Origin of the sequence: Stenotrophomonas sp. SMYL86, from assembly GCF_036320025.1 — a bacterium.
Classification (GTDB): Bacteria; Pseudomonadota; Gammaproteobacteria; order Xanthomonadales; family Xanthomonadaceae; genus Stenotrophomonas; species Stenotrophomonas maltophilia_A.
Genome location: NZ_JAWIRU010000007.1, coordinates 38,413 through 53,238 on the forward strand (window position 1 = coordinate 38,413; position 14,826 = coordinate 53,238).

26 protein-coding genes and 1 tRNA gene are annotated in these 14,826 nt (G+C 66.3%); all 27 read right to left on the bottom strand.

All coding sequences use genetic code 11. From position 1 onward, the window contains the following. Positions 1-24 precede the first annotated feature (24 nt). The 27 genes from V3B64_RS09540 to V3B64_RS09670 all read right to left on the bottom strand — a co-directional run bounded on the left by V3B64_RS09540 (position 25) and on the right by V3B64_RS09670 (position 14,811). Positions 25-267, bottom strand: a complete 243-nt coding sequence (locus V3B64_RS09540) for a hypothetical protein (protein WP_065183278.1) — start codon at positions 265-267, stop codon at positions 25-27. Between the two features lie 9 nt (positions 268-276). After that, entirely contained in the window at positions 277-687 is a 411-nt protein-coding gene (locus tag V3B64_RS09545; RefSeq protein ID WP_329914034.1) for a phage tail terminator-like protein, read from the bottom strand. Next, a complete protein-coding gene (locus V3B64_RS09550) occupies positions 684-1,109 on the bottom strand; it encodes a hypothetical protein (protein ID WP_329914035.1) in 426 nt (141 codons plus the stop codon). The genes V3B64_RS09545 and V3B64_RS09550 overlap by 4 nt, the downstream gene beginning before the upstream one ends. Further along, positions 1,099-2,118 carry a phage minor head protein gene (locus V3B64_RS09555; RefSeq protein WP_329914036.1) on the bottom strand — a complete coding sequence of 340 codons (1,020 nt, stop codon included), beginning with the start codon at positions 2,116-2,118 and terminating at the stop codon, positions 1,099-1,101. Before V3B64_RS09555 ends, V3B64_RS09550 begins: the two co-directional genes overlap by 11 nt. Before the next feature lie 56 nt (positions 2,119-2,174). Further along, a complete protein-coding gene (locus V3B64_RS09560; RefSeq protein ID WP_329914037.1) occupies positions 2,175-2,531 on the bottom strand; it encodes a hypothetical protein in 357 nt (118 codons plus the stop codon). After that, a complete protein-coding gene (locus V3B64_RS09565) occupies positions 2,528-2,719 on the bottom strand; it encodes a hypothetical protein (RefSeq protein ID WP_329914038.1) in 192 nt (63 codons plus the stop codon). The genes V3B64_RS09560 and V3B64_RS09565 overlap by 4 nt, the downstream gene beginning before the upstream one ends. Then, on the bottom strand, positions 2,719-3,231 hold the full coding sequence (locus tag V3B64_RS09570; protein ID WP_329914039.1) for a DnaT-like ssDNA-binding protein: 513 nt from the start codon (positions 3,229-3,231) through the stop codon (positions 2,719-2,721). Before V3B64_RS09570 ends, V3B64_RS09565 begins: the two co-directional genes overlap by 1 nt. A 2-nt stretch (positions 3,232-3,233) precedes the next feature. After that, positions 3,234-3,596 (bottom strand): Gp49 family protein, encoded by a 363-nt coding sequence (locus V3B64_RS09575; RefSeq protein ID WP_329914040.1) that lies wholly within the window; start codon positions 3,594-3,596, stop codon positions 3,234-3,236. 3 nt (positions 3,597-3,599) lie between these two features. Beyond that, entirely contained in the window at positions 3,600-4,187 is a 588-nt protein-coding gene (locus tag V3B64_RS09580; RefSeq protein ID WP_329914041.1) for a hypothetical protein, read from the bottom strand. A 45-nt stretch (positions 4,188-4,232) separates the two neighbouring features. Next, positions 4,233-5,165, bottom strand: coding sequence for a major capsid family protein (locus tag V3B64_RS09585; protein WP_180868410.1), 933 nt, complete (start codon positions 5,163-5,165; stop codon positions 4,233-4,235). Positions 5,166-5,177: 12 nt separating this feature from the next. Beyond that, entirely contained in the window at positions 5,178-5,645 is a 468-nt protein-coding gene (locus V3B64_RS09590; protein ID WP_329914042.1) for a hypothetical protein, read from the bottom strand. Positions 5,646-5,648: 3 nt separating this feature from the next. Further along, on the bottom strand, positions 5,649-6,782 hold the full coding sequence (locus V3B64_RS09595; RefSeq protein ID WP_329914043.1) for a DUF2213 domain-containing protein: 1,134 nt from the start codon (positions 6,780-6,782) through the stop codon (positions 5,649-5,651). A gap of 2 nt (positions 6,783-6,784) precedes the next feature. After that, positions 6,785-8,569: a phage portal protein gene (locus tag V3B64_RS09600; RefSeq protein ID WP_329914044.1), complete on the bottom strand. Its 1,785-nt coding sequence runs from the start codon at positions 8,567-8,569 to the stop codon at positions 6,785-6,787. Continuing rightward, positions 8,569-10,098, bottom strand: coding sequence for a phage terminase large subunit (terL, locus tag V3B64_RS09605; protein ID WP_329914045.1), 1,530 nt, complete (start codon positions 10,096-10,098; stop codon positions 8,569-8,571). Before terL ends, V3B64_RS09600 begins: the two co-directional genes overlap by 1 nt. Next, positions 10,013-10,501: a terminase small subunit gene (locus V3B64_RS09610; RefSeq protein ID WP_197656576.1), complete on the bottom strand. Its 489-nt coding sequence runs from the start codon at positions 10,499-10,501 to the stop codon at positions 10,013-10,015. The genes terL and V3B64_RS09610 overlap by 86 nt, the downstream gene beginning before the upstream one ends. Before the next feature lie 3 nt (positions 10,502-10,504). Then, a complete protein-coding gene (locus V3B64_RS09615; protein WP_197656575.1) occupies positions 10,505-10,675 on the bottom strand; it encodes a hypothetical protein in 171 nt (56 codons plus the stop codon). Continuing rightward, positions 10,672-11,148 (bottom strand): hypothetical protein, encoded by a 477-nt coding sequence (locus V3B64_RS09620; protein WP_329914046.1) that lies wholly within the window; start codon positions 11,146-11,148, stop codon positions 10,672-10,674. Before V3B64_RS09620 ends, V3B64_RS09615 begins: the two co-directional genes overlap by 4 nt. Continuing rightward, positions 11,145-11,288 (bottom strand): hypothetical protein, encoded by a 144-nt coding sequence (locus tag V3B64_RS09625; RefSeq protein WP_329914047.1) that lies wholly within the window; start codon positions 11,286-11,288, stop codon positions 11,145-11,147. The genes V3B64_RS09620 and V3B64_RS09625 overlap by 4 nt, the downstream gene beginning before the upstream one ends. A gap of 1 nt (position 11,289) precedes the next feature. Continuing rightward, complete coding sequence (locus V3B64_RS09630; RefSeq protein ID WP_329914048.1) at positions 11,290-11,505, bottom strand: hypothetical protein; 216 nt, start codon at positions 11,503-11,505, stop codon at positions 11,290-11,292. Continuing rightward, positions 11,502-11,831: a hypothetical protein gene (locus V3B64_RS09635; protein ID WP_169410782.1), complete on the bottom strand. Its 330-nt coding sequence runs from the start codon at positions 11,829-11,831 to the stop codon at positions 11,502-11,504. Before V3B64_RS09635 ends, V3B64_RS09630 begins: the two co-directional genes overlap by 4 nt. Next, complete coding sequence (locus V3B64_RS09640) at positions 11,828-12,343, bottom strand: glycoside hydrolase family 19 protein (protein ID WP_329914049.1); 516 nt, start codon at positions 12,341-12,343, stop codon at positions 11,828-11,830. The genes V3B64_RS09635 and V3B64_RS09640 overlap by 4 nt, the downstream gene beginning before the upstream one ends. Positions 12,344-12,422: 79 nt before the next feature. Then, positions 12,423-12,507 (bottom strand) — tRNA-Tyr (locus tag V3B64_RS09645). Positions 12,508-12,743: 236 nt separating this feature from the next. Further along, the gene (locus V3B64_RS09650; RefSeq protein ID WP_329914050.1) at positions 12,744-13,343 is read right to left on the bottom strand and encodes a hypothetical protein; all 600 of its coding nucleotides are present in this window, start codon (positions 13,341-13,343) and stop codon (positions 12,744-12,746) included. Continuing rightward, the gene (locus V3B64_RS09655; protein WP_180868429.1) at positions 13,330-13,545 is read right to left on the bottom strand and encodes a hypothetical protein; all 216 of its coding nucleotides are present in this window, start codon (positions 13,543-13,545) and stop codon (positions 13,330-13,332) included. The genes V3B64_RS09650 and V3B64_RS09655 overlap by 14 nt, the downstream gene beginning before the upstream one ends. Further along, positions 13,542-13,910, bottom strand: coding sequence for a hypothetical protein (locus V3B64_RS09660; RefSeq protein ID WP_197656571.1), 369 nt, complete (start codon positions 13,908-13,910; stop codon positions 13,542-13,544). The genes V3B64_RS09655 and V3B64_RS09660 overlap by 4 nt, the downstream gene beginning before the upstream one ends. After that, on the bottom strand, positions 13,907-14,446 hold the full coding sequence (locus tag V3B64_RS09665; protein WP_197656570.1) for a hypothetical protein: 540 nt from the start codon (positions 14,444-14,446) through the stop codon (positions 13,907-13,909). The genes V3B64_RS09660 and V3B64_RS09665 overlap by 4 nt, the downstream gene beginning before the upstream one ends. Beyond that, complete coding sequence (locus V3B64_RS09670) at positions 14,428-14,811, bottom strand: Ref family recombination enhancement nuclease (protein WP_329914051.1); 384 nt, start codon at positions 14,809-14,811, stop codon at positions 14,428-14,430. The genes V3B64_RS09665 and V3B64_RS09670 overlap by 19 nt, the downstream gene beginning before the upstream one ends. Positions 14,812-14,826 lie beyond the last annotated feature (15 nt).

The following is a 14,826-nucleotide window of genomic DNA, read 5'->3' on the forward strand; positions in this document are numbered from 1 at the left end:
AATAATTTGCGGTCGGTTCTGTTGTTACTTCTTGGCTGGGCCCAGCTTTGCCGCTACCAGCTGCATGGCCTGCGGCCGGGTGAATCCCGCCTCGACATAGGCCAGGTATTCCGCCCGTACGAACCGCGCCTGCTCGGCGCAGAACTCGTCCAGCAGCTGCCGGTTCCGCTTCATGCGGGTGATGGCATCGCGCATGGCCTGCAGCTCACCCTCGTTCGGGATCTCGTTGCTGCTGACCAGGTGCAGGTTGGGCGGCTTGGGGCTCATGGCCGGAGTCTACCCCGAAACGAATCCCCGCCAGGGGATGGTCACCGGGTGCATGATCCGCTCCGGGTCCTGGATCAGACTGGAGGTCCACGGCCGGCGCTGCACCGAGACCCCGCCGAAAGCCGTGCCCTTGGCGAAGGCGGCGATGATCTGGTCCGTGATCGCAGTACCGACCATGATCCCCTGCCCCGGCCGGTAGCACGCCGACAGCTGGCCGAACCCCTGCATCAGGAACGGGCCATCGTCCTCGATACCGTAGTTCTCGGTCCGATTCGGGAACCACTGCAGCTCCAACCAGCGGGCACCGTTGCCGGTGGGCGGCTTGAACCCCTGCCCCGGGTAGGAGCAGCCCAGGCCCTGCGCCGCAGCGAACTGCCCCACCAGCGTGGCGAATGCGTCATAGATCGCGGTGTCGCTCATCCCATCCGTCCTTTCACGCTCGCCGTGACCTCGGCCACGATGAAGTCCCAGCGCTGAGCCGCCGCGCGCGCAAAGCCCTTGCCGGCCTGGGCATAGGTTCTGCCGAGGCTGTCTTCGCCGTAGAAGCCGTGCTCCATGCGCATCGCATACTTCGCTGTCCAGCCGGCCCACACGGTCTGCCCCAGCTCCATGGTGGCGAACACCAGTTCCGGGGCCTGCGCGCTATCCGATGGCATGCCCTCGACCGATGCAGCTGCAGAGTTGCGCAAGAAGCCTGTGTCGACCGGCATCCTTCCGCCCTGCCCCTCGGGCGTGCCGGCTTCCTCCATCAGCCGGGTGGCGGACTCGCGGAAGATTGCACCCTGCATGGCCTTGGCCTTCTCCGTGAAGGCACGGACCTGGCTCCCGAACTTATTGGCCACGCTTCACCTCCGCCGCCATGTTCACGCGGTACTTCTTCATGCAGCGGCAGCCGATGGTTTCCTCCGGCCCAGCACCGAGCGAGGTGTCGCCAGGAAACCTCATCAGCGCGCCGCTGGGCGTCTGGAACGGCTCTCCGAACCGGCGCACCTGGCCATTCATCGCCTGGTGGCTGTGGCGGGTCCTGTCGTCACCGGTGGCTGACCAGGTGCCCTCGACGTTCTCCGGCGCCAGGCGACCGCTCTCGATCTGCTGCCGGAACGCCTCCTCCCGACCAGCCGCCATGGCCGTCAGCGATTCGGTCCGCGCGATCATCTCGCCGCGCAGCGCCAGCAGCCTGTCCGCGTAGCGCGCAGCGATCTTCTCCACGTCTACCGGCGCCACCGGCTGGCCCGCCTTGATGGCGCGGCTGACGATCCCATCCAGGCGCTTGTCGCGCCGCTTGCGGCCGAAGTACTCCGCCATCTGCGCCGGATCACCGCTGGCCAGCTGCTGCCGGACGTTGGCCACGAACTGCGCCTGCTGCGCGGTGAGGCCAACGATACCGCCACTGCGGCGGCCGGTCTCGCCCACCCTGCCGACCAGCTCCAGCGCCGTCTGGCGCGGGTTGGTGCCGGCGGCCATGCCGCGCACCAGGTGCTGGCGCACCAGCGTTCGCTGGTCCTCCACCATGCCGGTGATCAGGTGCGAGGAATTCGACAGCAGCCAGCTCTCCACGCCGCGGTTGCGCATGTCGAACCCGAACCGCAGCAGCGGCGTGTCGTTGGCCGGGTTGTACCGCCCGCGCACCTGCTGCCGCAGCGACAGAGTGGGCAGCTCCTTCATGCCAACCTCAGCACCAGTTGCGAATGCCTGGCGCACCTGCTCGGCCAGCGGCGAGAAGCGCTCGCCGTCGAAACCCAGCGCCTCCAGTACAGCGTCCACCTGCCCGGCCTGCAGGAGGCTCGCAAGCAGGTCCAGCTGCACCTGCGAGCGCACGCCTGCGATGGCCTGCTCGAATGCGCGGCGCATGGCCGGCTCCAGGCGTCGTGCCAGCAGTTCCAACTCGCGTGGTGTGAGGTTGGCCATCAGCGTCGGGCGTGAAACTCATAGAGAAGGACCTGGCCACCCGGGGAGAGCGGCTGCAAGTCGATGAGGTGATACAGCTGGCCACCCAGCAGCAGCCGGTCATCCTTGCCGGGCTGGATGTCCACTGCGGTCGAGATCAGGCCCAGCTTGTCGCCTTGCTGCACCAGCGTGGTGTCGCGGTCGGTCAGGCTGTAGTCCAGCTCCACCACCGTGCAGTCGTGCTGCGTGGCGGGACCGAGCTGCGGGTTGTGCGGCGGCCCCGTCGGTGCGCCGTCGCGCTCGAGCTGCGTGGCGTAGCCGAAGCGGGCAATCAGCCGCTCGGCCGTGGCCTGCATGCGGTCATAGAAGGCGCTCATTTCCCAAGCTTCACCGCGACCGTGATGCGGGCCATGATGAAATTGCCGTGCACCAGCTCACCGTTCTCGCCCAGCTCGATCTTGTTCACGTAGGGAATGACCTCTTCGCCCACAACGACCTTCAGCTCATCTGTGGCACCGGGCATGTTGTTTTCGAAGTAGATCCGAACGATCTTCTTCTCGTCCATCAGACAACCCTCACTGCGGGGAAAGTTGGCGGCGTCCGCAGCAGCGGCGCCAGGATCTCATCGATGGCCGGCACCACCGGCCGGTTCGGAACCTGTCCGGCGGAGCTGGCGTCGGCGTAGGTAACCTCGATCGGACCGACCTTCTCCTTGGTCACAGCCTCGGTGGCCACGTAGTCCGGCGACAGACTGCCGGGGTTGGTCAGCTCGCGTAGCGCGGCCTCGTAGGTTGCGCGCTCCACCTCGTCGGGCACCTCATCCGGTTGGATGGGGTCGCCGTCATAGTCGACCGCACCGGTGCGGGGCCACTCGTTCGGCTGGCCCCGCCCGGCCGTACGCACGCCGGGGAACATCGACGCCCAGCGGCCAGATGCCAGCAGGATCCGGTACCGGCCGTCGATGTAGTCCGTGGCGCGCACCAGTGCGCCGGTCCGGGCTTCTTTCGTGCCGGCAGCCCAGGCGGCATTGCCGCGCGCCTGGTGGTACAGATCCGCGCCTTCCAGCGTGCCGTACATGGTCAGCCCTCGCTCGCCAGCTTGTCGCGCAGGCGGAAGCCCAGCAGCGGCCAGATCTTCTGGACTGCGTTCTGGCGCGCGATCTTGCGGCCGATCTCGGGATCGAAGTTCTCCGGACTGGCACAGGCCGATTCACCTGTAACGGTGAAGCCGTTGCGCAGGTGGAGAACGCAGAAGGTCAGCAGCGCCAGCGCGTCATGCGCCCCGGTCAGGCGGGTCAGCTCGTCCTGCTTGTGAAAGGCCTGCTGGACACCGTCCTGCGCGGTGAAGTAGTACTCGCCGTCGATCTCTGCCTCGATGGCGTCCGGCGTCACGCGCGGTGCGGTCAGGCCCTTGGCCTGGATTTCGCTCTCGATGTGATCCATGGTTCAGCCCTCTCCCTTCTTGCCCTCGGCCTCGGCGATGGCCGCCTGCAGCTTCAGCACGCCCCAGGTGCCCTTCGCTTCGATGCCCAGCTCCTTGGCGCGGACCAGCAGCGCATCCTTGTCGGCGACCGGCGGGTTCTGCGTGCCCGTGGCGCCGCTGGCCTTGGCCTTCTCATCGTCAGCGGTCGCGGCGCCTTTCTTGGCCTCGGCCTCGGCTTCTGCACGGGACTGCAGCTCGCGCACCATTGCCGCCAGCTCCGCTTCGCGGTCGCCCTCTTCCAGCGCGTTCCAGTCGGCAACGGTCAGGCCAGTGTGCTCAAAGGCCTGGCGCACCAATTCGCCCAACTGCACGGAGACGCCATCGGCCAGCTCGATGTTGGCCGGCAGCACGTTGGAGCCGAGCAGCGATTCCTGTGCTGGTGCACTGGGCTTGCCGCCTTCGGCGCTGAGGATCTTGCCCTTCAGCCAGCCCTGCACCACCGCGTTGCTCTTCAGGGCATCCCAGTTCGCGATCGAGGTGGCCTCGCCCGGCGGCAGGATGGTGCCGTCCGGCAGGCCCAGCGGGCCCTTGTGGTTGTTCGTGATCTTCATGCTTCGCTCCAGTGAGGCCCCGGCGCGTGGCCGGGGCCGTGCGGATCAGATGCCGTCGAGGTAGACGACTTCCTTCGGCAGACGAACGTCCAGGCCGCCCAGGCGCATCACGCCCGGGATGTCCCAGCGCAGCGGGCCGCTCTGCCAGGCCGGCAGGAAGCGGTGCGGCATCGGCATGTGCAGCTTCAGCACCTGCGGATCGTTGCGGTACGCCACCAGGCGCGTGGTGCCGCCGACGCCGGCGGTGTCCAGGCCACGCACGCCGCGCAGGGTCAGCTGCTGGCCGGTCTGCACGGTGTACAGGTTGTTCTCCAGGTACCACTGGATGATGGTCTTGTCGCTGTGCTCGCTCATCTTGCGGGTGGCGAGCAGGTTGAACTTCGTCCAGGGCAGCAGCAGCGTGTTCGCGATCGACGCCGTGTTCGTGCCGTTGAACACGTTGAGCAGCGCCTGGTTGAGCACACCCACGATCAGCTCGGAGTCGGTAGAAACCGTCCAGTTGCCAGTCGGGGCAGCAGTCGGAATCACGCCAGCGGCATTGAACAGGCCGGTGAAGCCCTTGCTGGCATCGCCCAGAAGCGCGACGCGATCGACCATTTCTTCAGACGCACGGCGTGCGGCGGCTGCATCTTCGGTCGACAGGTTGATGCCCAGCATCTGGGCGCGGCCGATCTCTTCCCAACCGAACCCGTAGCCGATACCAGCGGTGTAGACCGGGGTCTCGAACTTCGAGCGGACAGTGCCAGCCTTCGGGATGTCATCGGCGTTGCCGTTGATCCAGTCGGCCTTGCCGTACTGGTCCTGCGACATGTAGGTCACCGACGTGGCGAACTCGCTGCCGGTGGTGTCAACGGGCACCAGGGTGCGGTATTGCACGTCCGGGTAGATGGTGCGGTAGATGCCCGGCTCGATGATCGAGGCCTGGGCGATCACGAAGCCCAGGGCTGCCTGGGCGTCGATCAGGGGAATTGCGCTCATGTGGTGGGCTCCTTAGCCGAGATAGACGACAGCCAGCTGACCGGCGGCGGTAGTGCTGGTGTCCCAGCGGGCGCCGGGAATGGCGGTGTTGTCGGTTGCCACGTTGGTGAACGCGCCGGCGGCCGTCAGGTAGACAGCGTCGCCTGCGGCCACCGCCACTGCGGCGGTCACCCACAGGTCGCCCTTGGTGCGGACACGGGCGGACTCGCCCACGCCGAACGCGTCGGTGGCTCGGCCGGTGACCTGGCCCGCCGTGACCGTCAGGCCCGATGCCGAACGATCCAGCATCGCGATGCCGACGTACTTGCCGCCGGCGAAGGCCTTCACCGACTTGTCGGTGGCGCCCTGCTCCACGGCCTTGCCGAAGGCGATTGCGGCACCTTCGACAGTGCGGGAGATCTCGGTAGCGGGCAGCATGGTGGCCGGCGCGCCAGCGATGGCGACCGGCTGGGTATCCGGGTAGTTGATCTGCAGTTCCATGGCTTAGGCCTCCTTCTGGCCAGCGGTGCGGAAATCCAGGGCGGCGACGGCCGCGGCGTAACCGTTGTCCTGCACGGGCTGGCGGTGGGTGGAACGGTCGCCAAGGGCCACGGCCACCGGGTCGCGCGGCTTTGCCTGGGCATACAGGCCGTCGAACAGTGCCTCGACGTAGGCCTCATGCTTGCCGGCGACGGCCGCGTCGCCGAGCTTGGCCACCACGGCCGCCTTGCGGACGTCGGCGTCGCTCTTGCCGCTGTAGTCGGCGTCGTGCACGGCCTTGGCCTTCGCCACCAGGTCGCCGCGCTGCTGGACGCGCTGGTCCAGGTCAGCATCGCTGAGGACCTGGCTCTTGAGCGCGTCGCGCTCGCCCTCGGCCTTGGCGATGGCGGCATCCTTGGCGGTGATGGTCGCCTGGTGGGCAGCTGCCGCGGTGCCAGCGGCGGTGTGTGCGTCCTGGAGCTGCTGCTGCAGCTTGGCGATGGCTGCGGCCGACGCGTCGGTGCACTCGACGGGCAGGCCGTCGACCACGACGATGCGAGTCTGCTGGTTGCTCATGTGGTTCTCCTGCGGTTTGGGATGGGCGCTCGGATCCGGTGCACCGGGGGTGCGCCCATCCCCGATGCGAAACTGGGAACCAGCCCGGCCACGACGACACATGGCCAGGTGGTTGTTGCGGATGTTGATTTGCTTGGCCTGGTAGGCCTCGCCGTCCGGCGTTACGCCGTCCTCCCATACGATCTCGGCCGAGTACCCCTGGGAGAGCTCGCGCTTGCCAGACTCCCAGTCCGCGATGGCAGCCTGGTCCATCAGAACCAGCGGGACGCGCACGCGGGTTTCGTCGTGCGAAACCTCGTCACCGGTCTGCCCTACCGCGTATTTCTTCCAGTTGTCGGCGGTGACCATCTCCGGCGGGTGGTCATTCGTCATGGGCCGGTGCGCAAAGCTGCGCAGCGTGGCGTCGGAGAAGACTTCCTCCGGTGGCCGGTAAACCTTCACCTTCAGCAGGTCGGGCCGCCCCAGCTCCTCACCCAGGTATTCCTGGATGCCGGTGCGGGCCACATAGGCATCGGCCACTAGGTATCCGTCCGCAGTGCGGCGTGGAGCCGACACCGAGACACGATCAGTCAGGAACACCATGGTCAGTCCTCGCGGATCTCTTCGAAGATTTCCGGGCCCAGCACGATGCGGCCGCGGTAGGGCTCGACCTTCGACAGGTCGACGGTCGCCTCGGTCAGGCTGATGTGCGGGGTGTAATCCGGGTAATCATGCGACCCGCCCGCGCGGATGATGCTTTCGTGCCGCCAGCACAGCTGCGCCGACGCGAACAGGATCACAGCCGACATTCCACCCAACGGCTCAACCGCGCGCGGGCCGCCCTCGGGGATGACCAGCTCATCTTTGCCGCCGTTGCTCCACTCGTTGGCGTTGCCGGCCTTGATCCAGTCGAAGGCCTGGCGCGAGTAAGCGACGGTGACATGCAGGTCGTCCTGCAGCTCTCCGATGCCCTGCTCCTTCGCCCAGGCCGCGATATCGTCGGCATTCACCACCTTGCGGCTGACGTACAGCGATCGCGGCTGACCGTCAGTCACGGGCGTTGCGGCGGCGCGCTGCTCGTCGTCATCCTCACCGGTGGATTCCTGCGGGGTGGCTTTGCCGTACTCGAGCATCTCGGCTTCCAGACCCGGTGCGACGCCGGCCTCGGTCAGCATGTTCACTGCCACCGTGGACATCACCTCATCCGGCAGTAGCCGCGTCTCGGAAATTGTCTTGATGGTCTCGGCGGTGGTCTTGCCGATAGCTGCGCGCTCGGTGTCCGTGGTCTGCCACAGGCTCCGCCAGTTGTAGAACACCTCCGGCGGGCGGTTGCCCAGCGCGGATCGGATCAGGCACTCGTCCAGAACCTGCAGCGCCGGCTGCAGCACCAGCTCCTGGTTGCTGCTGATCCGGTCGTAGTAGTTCCGCAGGTCACTCTCGCCGCTGGCGTTGAGGCCGCCCGGCGACTGGCCGAGAAGGCGGGTCATCGGGATGTCCGACGCGCCCGACACCAGCTGCATGAACCCCATCAGCAGGTCCACCAGGCCACCGAACTGAGCCTGCTTCTGTTCGTACTCCTCCTCCGCATCCAGCAGCAGCGCTCCGTTTACGCCCTTCGCCATCGCCGCGAGGGTGAGACGTTGCAGTACCTTCTTCTCATACTCCTGGTCGGCCAGGCTCGCCATGAAATTCGGGATCTTGATGACGTCGACCTTCGCCTCGAACACCAAGGAGGCGATGTTCGCAGCGCTGGCATCGGCGTCCTTGATTGCCTTGCTGATCGCCAACAGCACCGAGTCGCCCCAGCCGATGCCGGTGTCCAGTTCCGGATCAGGCCTCACCGCGCCCTGCAGAATCACCAGCCGCGAGGGATGGATCTGCAACTGCCCGGCGGTTCCGCTGCTCAGGGTGTAAAACGCTGGCCGACCATAGCCCGGCGACTCCGGGTCGCGATCCAGCTCCCCTGCCGTCAGCACGCGCTTGGACAGCACGTTGAGGTGGCGGATACCGGCCCTCCCCAAGGACTCTGGCTTCAGCGGCAGGGTGGGATCGGATTGACCGGTACCGATGTAGAGCGCAGCACCGCCGGTGAGGCGCGCTCGGATCAACGCATCGAGCAGCTTCTGCTGCACGCCAAGACGCTTCTCCTCGGCCTCGATCGCCGTGATCTGCTTCTGGTCTGCGCTCCAGCCGCGCCACTTTCGGCAGCTGTCCATCGCAGGAATATCGATCACCTTCCGTGCCAGCCAGGTGCCGCGGTAGGCGTTGTCTGCCTCCTGCTCCGACAGGGTCGGCAGGCCGTAGAACGTCGACGCCGCTTTGTCGCGCGGCGTTCCTAGATTGGCAACCAGGTTGACGAGGCCGTCCCTGATCTGTGCGATTTTGCCCATCAGAGTGCGTCCCCGAGGTTGTAGGTGCTGCCGGTGACCAGCTCAGCAAACGCGCCAGACAGCGCGTCCACCTGATCGTCGTGCTTGGCGTTGGGGAATTCGGCGATCTCATCCAAGAACGCCGCCACCCATGGGCCATTCACCAGCTTGATGTTTCCGGCTTCGGCCTGAGCCTCGACCGGCGTTGCCCGGACCTCCTTGGATCCGGATTCCAGCGCCGCCTTCACGTCCCAGCCGGCCAACAGCTTGATCTGGTGCGCAGCGTTGCTCTTGCCTGCAGCGCCAGGGTCCTGCGGGATCCGGACCTTGATCGCCTTGCCGTCCTGCAGCGCGGTGTTCTTCAACATCGTCTCAACGCCGGCCGGCGACCTCTGGTCGCGTACGATGTCGAGGATGTAGTAGACGCCGCCGGCTTCACCCAGCAGCAGTCCAACCGTGTAGTCGGGGTCGCCCTTCTTCTTCTGCAGCTTCGGATCGGTCGCCGCGAAGTCCCAACGGCGCACTTTCCGTGCTGCCAGGATGGCCGGTGCAGCCTCCACCACTTCGAACCAGTCCCGTTTGAATTTGCCGCCGTCGCGGGGTGTCGGTCGCTGCTGCTGCTGGCCGGCAACCGCGTAGCTACCCAGGATCTTCTTGTCGCGCTCCACGACGGCGCGCGGGAAGCGCTCTGGAAACAGCAGTTCGCCGTCCTCGGTGCGCGGATCCACAAACCCGATGGATGTCCGGCACCGGCGCTCCGGCTCGAACTCCATCGGCAACATCAGGTGCTCGTAGCCCAGCCCCAAGTCCAGAATCTGGCCCGAGACGTCCTTTTCATGCAGGCGCTGCATGATGACCACGATGGCTGACGTGGCCGGGTTGTTCAGTCGGGTCGGCACCGACTCGCGGAAGATGCGGGTTGTCGTCGCGCGCTCAGCCGGACTTTCTGCCGTCTCGGTGGAGTGCGGATCATCGATGATCACCCGGTCGCCGCGACCGCCGGTCAGGCTGGCAAACGCCATACCCTCGCGATTTCCCATCTTCGAATTGGCGAAGGACATCTCGCCTGACCGGTTCAGCTCAATCTCCGGCCAGAGACTGCGGAACCACTCCGACTGCACCAGGTCGCGCATGCGCCGGCTGTCGCGCTTGACGAACTTCTCCGCGTAGGACGTCGTCAGGTAGCGCATCGACGGCAGACCGCGCGGCCCCCATTCCCATGCCGGCCAGAACACGCTGGCCACCAGCGACTTCATCGTGCCCGGCGGAATGTTGATCAGCAGCCGGGTGATCTGCCCGTCGGTAATGGCCTCCAGGTGCTGGCACAGGACGTCGATGTGCCAGCCATGCACGTAGGGCTGCGCCGGCTCCAGAACTGGCCAGGCCTCACGGATGAAGCCAGCCAGGGTGGTGCAGCGCTGCCGGATTGCCTCGCCGTCACGCGCAAGGCGCTCGCGCTCGGCGTCAGCCGCCCTCCTCGCCCGCTCCGCCCGGATCTCCGCCAGCGTCGGCAAGCGGACCGAGGATCTGTTCAAGGCGGTCAAGGTCATCGTCTGAGAGATTCTTCAGGTCGTAGGTGCCGATGGCGCCGCTGTGCTTGTGCTTCTCCACCAGCAGGCCGGCCAGCTTCCCCTTGCCCATCGTTGCGGTCACAGCCGCGCTGGCCTGGCCCTCCTTCAGCGCCAGCTTTCGGGCCTGCTCGAGTTCAGCCATCAGGCTGTCAACGGTGACTTCGGCCTTCTTCGCCACCTTCTTCTGCCCTGCGCGCACTGCGGCCTGGATTCGCGGATCGGCCAGTAGTCGGGAGCCCTGCTGTTTCGCGGTCTTCGCGCTGTACCCGGTTCGGATGGCCGCCTGGGTTCCGTTGTGGTCCTGCAGGTATTCCTGGACAAACCGCTGCTGCTTCGGCGTCAGGCCGCTCGCCTTTGCGGCAGAGGTCTTCTTCGTGCCCATGGCTCAGTTCCCCGCGTCCACCTTGGGATGCGGGCTCACGATGGACCAAATCATTGCCAGCAGGGCCATCCCGATGCTCAGCAGCGCACCGACGAAGCTGTGATCAACCAGCCATAGGCCGAAGATGATCAGCACCAGCGCGATGCCCCAAGCAATCCATTCGAATCGGCTCATTGGTTAACTCCCGTCCGGTCTGCTGCGATCACGGCTTGGCAGGCACGGATGTGGTCGTCCGCGTCTCGTCCGATTTGAACAAGAGCGCCCGCGACCTCTGCTCGTAGTTGGGCTGCCTGGTCACGTTCGACGGCGCCGGCGGCGGCCTGGGACAGGCGAGCGGTATTGCAGGTGGCGAGGTCGTCGCGCAGCTGGAGACTGCCATCACGCACGCCAGCAGCAACAGCAGCAGGGACGGCCGTGGCCGCGGTGCGGGCTTCTTCATGCTTGGCTCCGATGGTGGCCAGCGACTCGGCCTGGCTGTGCTCGACGGCACGGGTCTCGGTGAGCTGCTGGACTTGGCCGGCGCTGGTGCTGGCCTCATGCCGGGCTGCTTTGGTCTCGGCGCGGTCACCGCGCCAGGCCCAGCCGGCGCCGAACATGCCGGCGGACCAGGCGACTAACAGCAGCACGTATACGGCTGCGCGGTTCATGCCGTCACCATGTGCAACCAGGGCTTGATCAGGCCCCATAGCAGAGGGACCAGCCAAAAGAGGATGCCCATCAGGGCCGCGCCGACAATCATCGCCAGAACGATGCCGCCGATGAACCAGTTGCCGTCTCCGCCGTACATGTCAGGCTCCAGGACCCCTGCGGGTCATGCCAAAGAAGTAGCCGATCACCATGCCGGTGGCGTTGTTCAGGCCGCCGATCAGCATGCCGAACGAATCCTTGTTGGCCTCGGGGATCGAGATGGATACCAGGGCAGCCATGGCCATACCGACCAGGAACAGCACCAGCACGGCGATGCCGACGCGTGCGGCGCCAACGTTTCGGGTCGCGAAGGTCATGCGGCACCTGCCAGTGAGTGAATTTCCTCCAGCGCCCAGTGGTAGAGGGGCTGGTCGATGATGGTCACGCGGGTGAGGCGCTTACCGCGCACCTCCTTCACCGCCACCTGGGTGGACTGCTGGACCGCCAGCAGCACGAAGGCGATGCGCTGTTTGGTCGGGTCCGGCTCCTGCAGGACCGCCAAGGCATCACTGACCATCTCGCGGATGGCCAGCAGCAGCTCCGCAGTCGGGTTCTTGGCCTTGCGGCTCTCCAGCACCACCAGCACGCCCTGCAGCTGGTTCACCGGCGATAGCTTCGGGGCTTTCTTCTTCGCGGCCGTCATGCGAGGCCAAACAGCTTCTTCGCCTGCGCCAGGCGGTGCTTTCGATCTTCCAGCCCGTTGGTGCCGCCGTTGATGCGCCGGGTCACCGCCGCCACGTCGTCGCGGTCAGCCAGGGCGTTCAGACCTTTGCGCTTCCAGAACCAGCCAGCCGCAACCACTGCCCACGGCAGCTGCGCGACCAACTCGGGGGAGCGGATGAAGAGGTCCCCCTGCCCCATGGAGTTGCTGAAAGTCGCGTAGTTCTCGCGCCCGGTCAGCTGGATGAGGCCCCGCCCCTTGAAGCGGACGCCGTCGCCCGGCTGCACGTTGCCGAGGTCGGCCCTGCCTTCGTAGGCGCGGCCCGAGGCGTACTCGGTGGCCGTGCGGAAGCCATCGGATTCGTGCGCGACCTGCGCCAGGAAGTGCGCCTTCTGCAGCGCGGTCACAATGCCGAACTGGATGCAGGCATCTTCCAGCGCCTGCGCGTACTGACCAGCGCCCATGGCGGCTGCTACGGTTTCGGTGCTCACCATGGTGTCTCCGGAATAGGTGCCCGCCCCTCGACCGGCTTCGCTGCGCGGTGTGGTTGGTCCGGGGGGCTGCGGGCGTAGGTGGTGGGATGACGTGGAGTCGAACCACGCGAGTCGAAGACGCCGGATTTACAGTCCGGCCCAGCGCCCATCTGGCAACTCATCCCGATGTAGGGCCGATCACCACCGCTGCCTAGGCGCTGCCCGGCCTCCAAGGGCCGTGCGCAGACCGCCCGCCTGCGTTGACGCCAGCCCCAATCGCCTCACGGCGAGCGGAGGGGGTTTCGGCGCGGTGGTTGATCGGTGTTCTGGGTCCCGGAAACGCAGAAGCCCCAGCGCAGGGCCGGGGCTTCAGGGACAATTCTTGACAGTTGCAGAATTCGACCATTTGCTGCCGTCACTGTCAAGCGGCTTCAGCCCACCTCATCCCTCGAAGCAGATCCATCGCCCTCGACAGCTCGTATCGGTACTGGCGCGCAGTCAGAACGACAGGGTCGCCCTGTTGTCGCACAACTGGCTCAATCCCAAGACGCTGCGCCATCTCCTTCTCGAACAGCTCGCATGCCATCCGAGCCTTGATCGCCTGGCTCACTGAGTTGGTGAACTCCACCCTGACGATGATCGACCTCAGGAGGCTCTGCCGCTGAAGCGAGGAGAGCGCACGATCCACCCAGCGCAGCTCATCGGGGACACCGACATCCACCGCGATCTCGGGATTGTCGTGGGGGCGGTCTGCGTCGTTGGCTGCCCGGATCGGATCCGCTGCCCACAGAGGAACGATGCGCAGGCCTTTGACGCCGCTCCCGGCGGCCATCAGGCGTCGGCGGTCGGCACCGTCTCGCGCAACTAGATCTCGCATCGCACGCTCGGGGGTCTTCGGTGCCATGTCCCGCGCCCGCTCCAGCACGTGCGCGCTGCGGTCGGCGCGGCTCAGGGCAAACCGATTCACCTGGGCATGTCCCCATCGGCGCAGTTCTTCGGTCAGCGGATCAGTGTTGCGCATCGCGCATGCCCTCCAGTACGGCGTCATCGAATCGGAAAACCGGCAGCTGTCTGTCGGTGTCGCAGGTGCCGGCCCGGTCGGGCCAGCCCTTGCAGTGAAAACCTTCGGTGCCGGTGGCGCGGAACTGGCAGACGGAGCAGCGGCCGTGCTTCTGCACATAGGACCGGTACCGCTTCTGCATGCGCAGCTCGGCCGGCGTCACAGACCCTCCTCCTTACGGATGCGCTCGGCCAAGTCCCTGACCTTCCAATCGGAAACCCCGCTGGGGATCGTGACCATCTTCTGGCAGCTGGTGCACTTCACCTTCGTGCGTCCCTGCAGCAGGCGAACGTGGGCCGACAGGAGAGACCAGCGCTGGATGAGGCTACTGTCCTCGCGGGCCAGCTGCGCCAAGGCCCAGACAGGATTGAGCTTCTCGCCGCAGTCCCGGCAGGTCACTTCCGATGCGCGCTCATCAACCAGGAAGTGACTGTGCTGGCAACCGCCGTAGCGGTTAACGATGGTCAGCTCACGCGTCGTGGCGTTCTTCGGCTTGACCGGCAGCAGCACGACATTGTCGTCACTCATGCAGCCGCTCCCATGGCCAGCTGGTGTTCGGCCCACAGGGCGATCAACAGCGCGTCGGCCCGGCCGTTGTGCTTCTTCAGGTTCAGCAGATGGGCGGCCGCCGGGAAACGCTGGATGGCCAGCAGCCGGGCTGCGTCCTTGTCCTGCCCGGTCAGCCCAAAGCGGCGTTTCCAGCTGGCGGGCTCGGCGCGCAGGTACCTGATGCCCAACAGCTCGAACGCAGCCTTCGCCTTCCCGTAGTGGTCGCCGAAGTTGAAGGACGACTGCGGGCCGGCCTTGCGCTCCTCGCTTCCGTCCGGCCCTTTCCTGGGCGGCATCGCGCGCACCCGCTCGATCACCCCCACTACCTCGGCGCCGGGGTTCAGGTCCTTCGCCGCACGGATGAAGAGAGCGATGCCGCGGGCATCGACCTCCTGGTTCTCCCCGATGGTCAGCAGTGGCATGTCGATCACCGGCCCTGCTGCTCCGTCGACCAGCGCGGCGATGGCGCCGGTCCGGCCGGGGTCGATGCTGATTATCAGTCGGCGGGTCGCCATGAGGTCTTCTCCAGGTGCTGTTCGATCAGAGTGTTCTGCAGGTCCAGCAGGTAGTCATCGGTGCCTATCTCCTGCCGGAACCGGCGCGGCTCGCGGGCGTAGCTGGGTCCATACCGGTCGGTGCATGCGGAATGGCTGAGGCCGGCCATGGGCTCACCGACGTGGTGCCAGGGGCACAAGCCGATGGTGAAGTCGTGGCCTCGCCGCTTCTGGCCATGCTTTCCTCCGACCAGCAGGTGATGAACCTGGCAGGGCATGAAGCCGTGGCCGAGGGCATCGCAGACGATGCAGCCGATTTCGGTGATGACGTCCATACGCCGCTGCTGGGCGGCGGTGGGCTTGCCGGTCGATCTCCCGCGCTTCATGCACGTACCTCGAGC

Bases quoted from the DNA above. Each gene is read 5' to 3' on its own strand.
- V3B64_RS09635 (WP_169410782.1), bottom strand. From the start codon at position 11,831: ATGACGGCCGCGAAGAAGAAAGCCCCGAAGCTATCGCCGGTGAACCAG.
- V3B64_RS09565 (WP_329914038.1), bottom strand. From the start codon at position 2,719: ATGGACGAGAAGAAGATCGTTCGGATCTACTTCGAAAACAACATGCCC.
- V3B64_RS09665 (WP_197656570.1), bottom strand. From the start codon at position 14,446: ATGGCGACCCGCCGACTGATAATCAGCATCGACCCCGGCCGGACCGGC.
- V3B64_RS09615 (WP_197656575.1), bottom strand. From the start codon at position 10,675: ATGAGCCGATTCGAATGGATTGCTTGGGGCATCGCGCTGGTGCTGATC.
- V3B64_RS09630 (WP_329914048.1), bottom strand. From the start codon at position 11,505: ATGACCTTCGCGACCCGAAACGTTGGCGCCGCACGCGTCGGCATCGCC.
- V3B64_RS09560 (WP_329914037.1), bottom strand. From the start codon at position 2,531: ATGAGCGCCTTCTATGACCGCATGCAGGCCACGGCCGAGCGGCTGATT.
- V3B64_RS09660 (WP_197656571.1), bottom strand. From the start codon at position 13,910: ATGAGTGACGACAATGTCGTGCTGCTGCCGGTCAAGCCGAAGAACGCC.
- V3B64_RS09540 (WP_065183278.1), bottom strand. From the start codon at position 267: ATGAGCCCCAAGCCGCCCAACCTGCACCTGGTCAGCAGCAACGAGATC.
- V3B64_RS09570 (WP_329914039.1), bottom strand. From the start codon at position 3,231: ATGTACGGCACGCTGGAAGGCGCGGATCTGTACCACCAGGCGCGCGGC.
- V3B64_RS09610 (WP_197656576.1), bottom strand. From the start codon at position 10,501: ATGGGCACGAAGAAGACCTCTGCCGCAAAGGCGAGCGGCCTGACGCCG.
- V3B64_RS09640 (WP_329914049.1), bottom strand. From the start codon at position 12,343: ATGGTGAGCACCGAAACCGTAGCAGCCGCCATGGGCGCTGGTCAGTAC.
- V3B64_RS09600 (WP_329914044.1), bottom strand. From the start codon at position 8,569: ATGGGCAAAATCGCACAGATCAGGGACGGCCTCGTCAACCTGGTTGCC.
- V3B64_RS09575 (WP_329914040.1), bottom strand. From the start codon at position 3,596: ATGGATCACATCGAGAGCGAAATCCAGGCCAAGGGCCTGACCGCACCG.
- V3B64_RS09595 (WP_329914043.1), bottom strand. From the start codon at position 6,782: ATGGTGTTCCTGACTGATCGTGTCTCGGTGTCGGCTCCACGCCGCACT.
- V3B64_RS09650 (WP_329914050.1), bottom strand. From the start codon at position 13,343: ATGCGCAACACTGATCCGCTGACCGAAGAACTGCGCCGATGGGGACAT.
- V3B64_RS09545 (WP_329914034.1), bottom strand. From the start codon at position 687: ATGAGCGACACCGCGATCTATGACGCATTCGCCACGCTGGTGGGGCAG.
- terL (WP_329914045.1), bottom strand. From the start codon at position 10,098: ATGACCTTGACCGCCTTGAACAGATCCTCGGTCCGCTTGCCGACGCTG.
- V3B64_RS09670 (WP_329914051.1), bottom strand. From the start codon at position 14,811: ATGAAGCGCGGGAGATCGACCGGCAAGCCCACCGCCGCCCAGCAGCGG.
- V3B64_RS09590 (WP_329914042.1), bottom strand. From the start codon at position 5,645: ATGGAACTGCAGATCAACTACCCGGATACCCAGCCGGTCGCCATCGCT.
- V3B64_RS09620 (WP_329914046.1), bottom strand. From the start codon at position 11,148: ATGAACCGCGCAGCCGTATACGTGCTGCTGTTAGTCGCCTGGTCCGCC.
- V3B64_RS09580 (WP_329914041.1), bottom strand. From the start codon at position 4,187: ATGAAGATCACGAACAACCACAAGGGCCCGCTGGGCCTGCCGGACGGC.
- V3B64_RS09625 (WP_329914047.1), bottom strand. From the start codon at position 11,288: ATGTACGGCGGAGACGGCAACTGGTTCATCGGCGGCATCGTTCTGGCG.
- V3B64_RS09585 (WP_180868410.1), bottom strand. From the start codon at position 5,165: ATGAGCGCAATTCCCCTGATCGACGCCCAGGCAGCCCTGGGCTTCGTG.
- V3B64_RS09555 (WP_329914036.1), bottom strand. From the start codon at position 2,118: ATGCGCCGCGCATTCGAGCAGGCCATCGCAGGCGTGCGCTCGCAGGTG.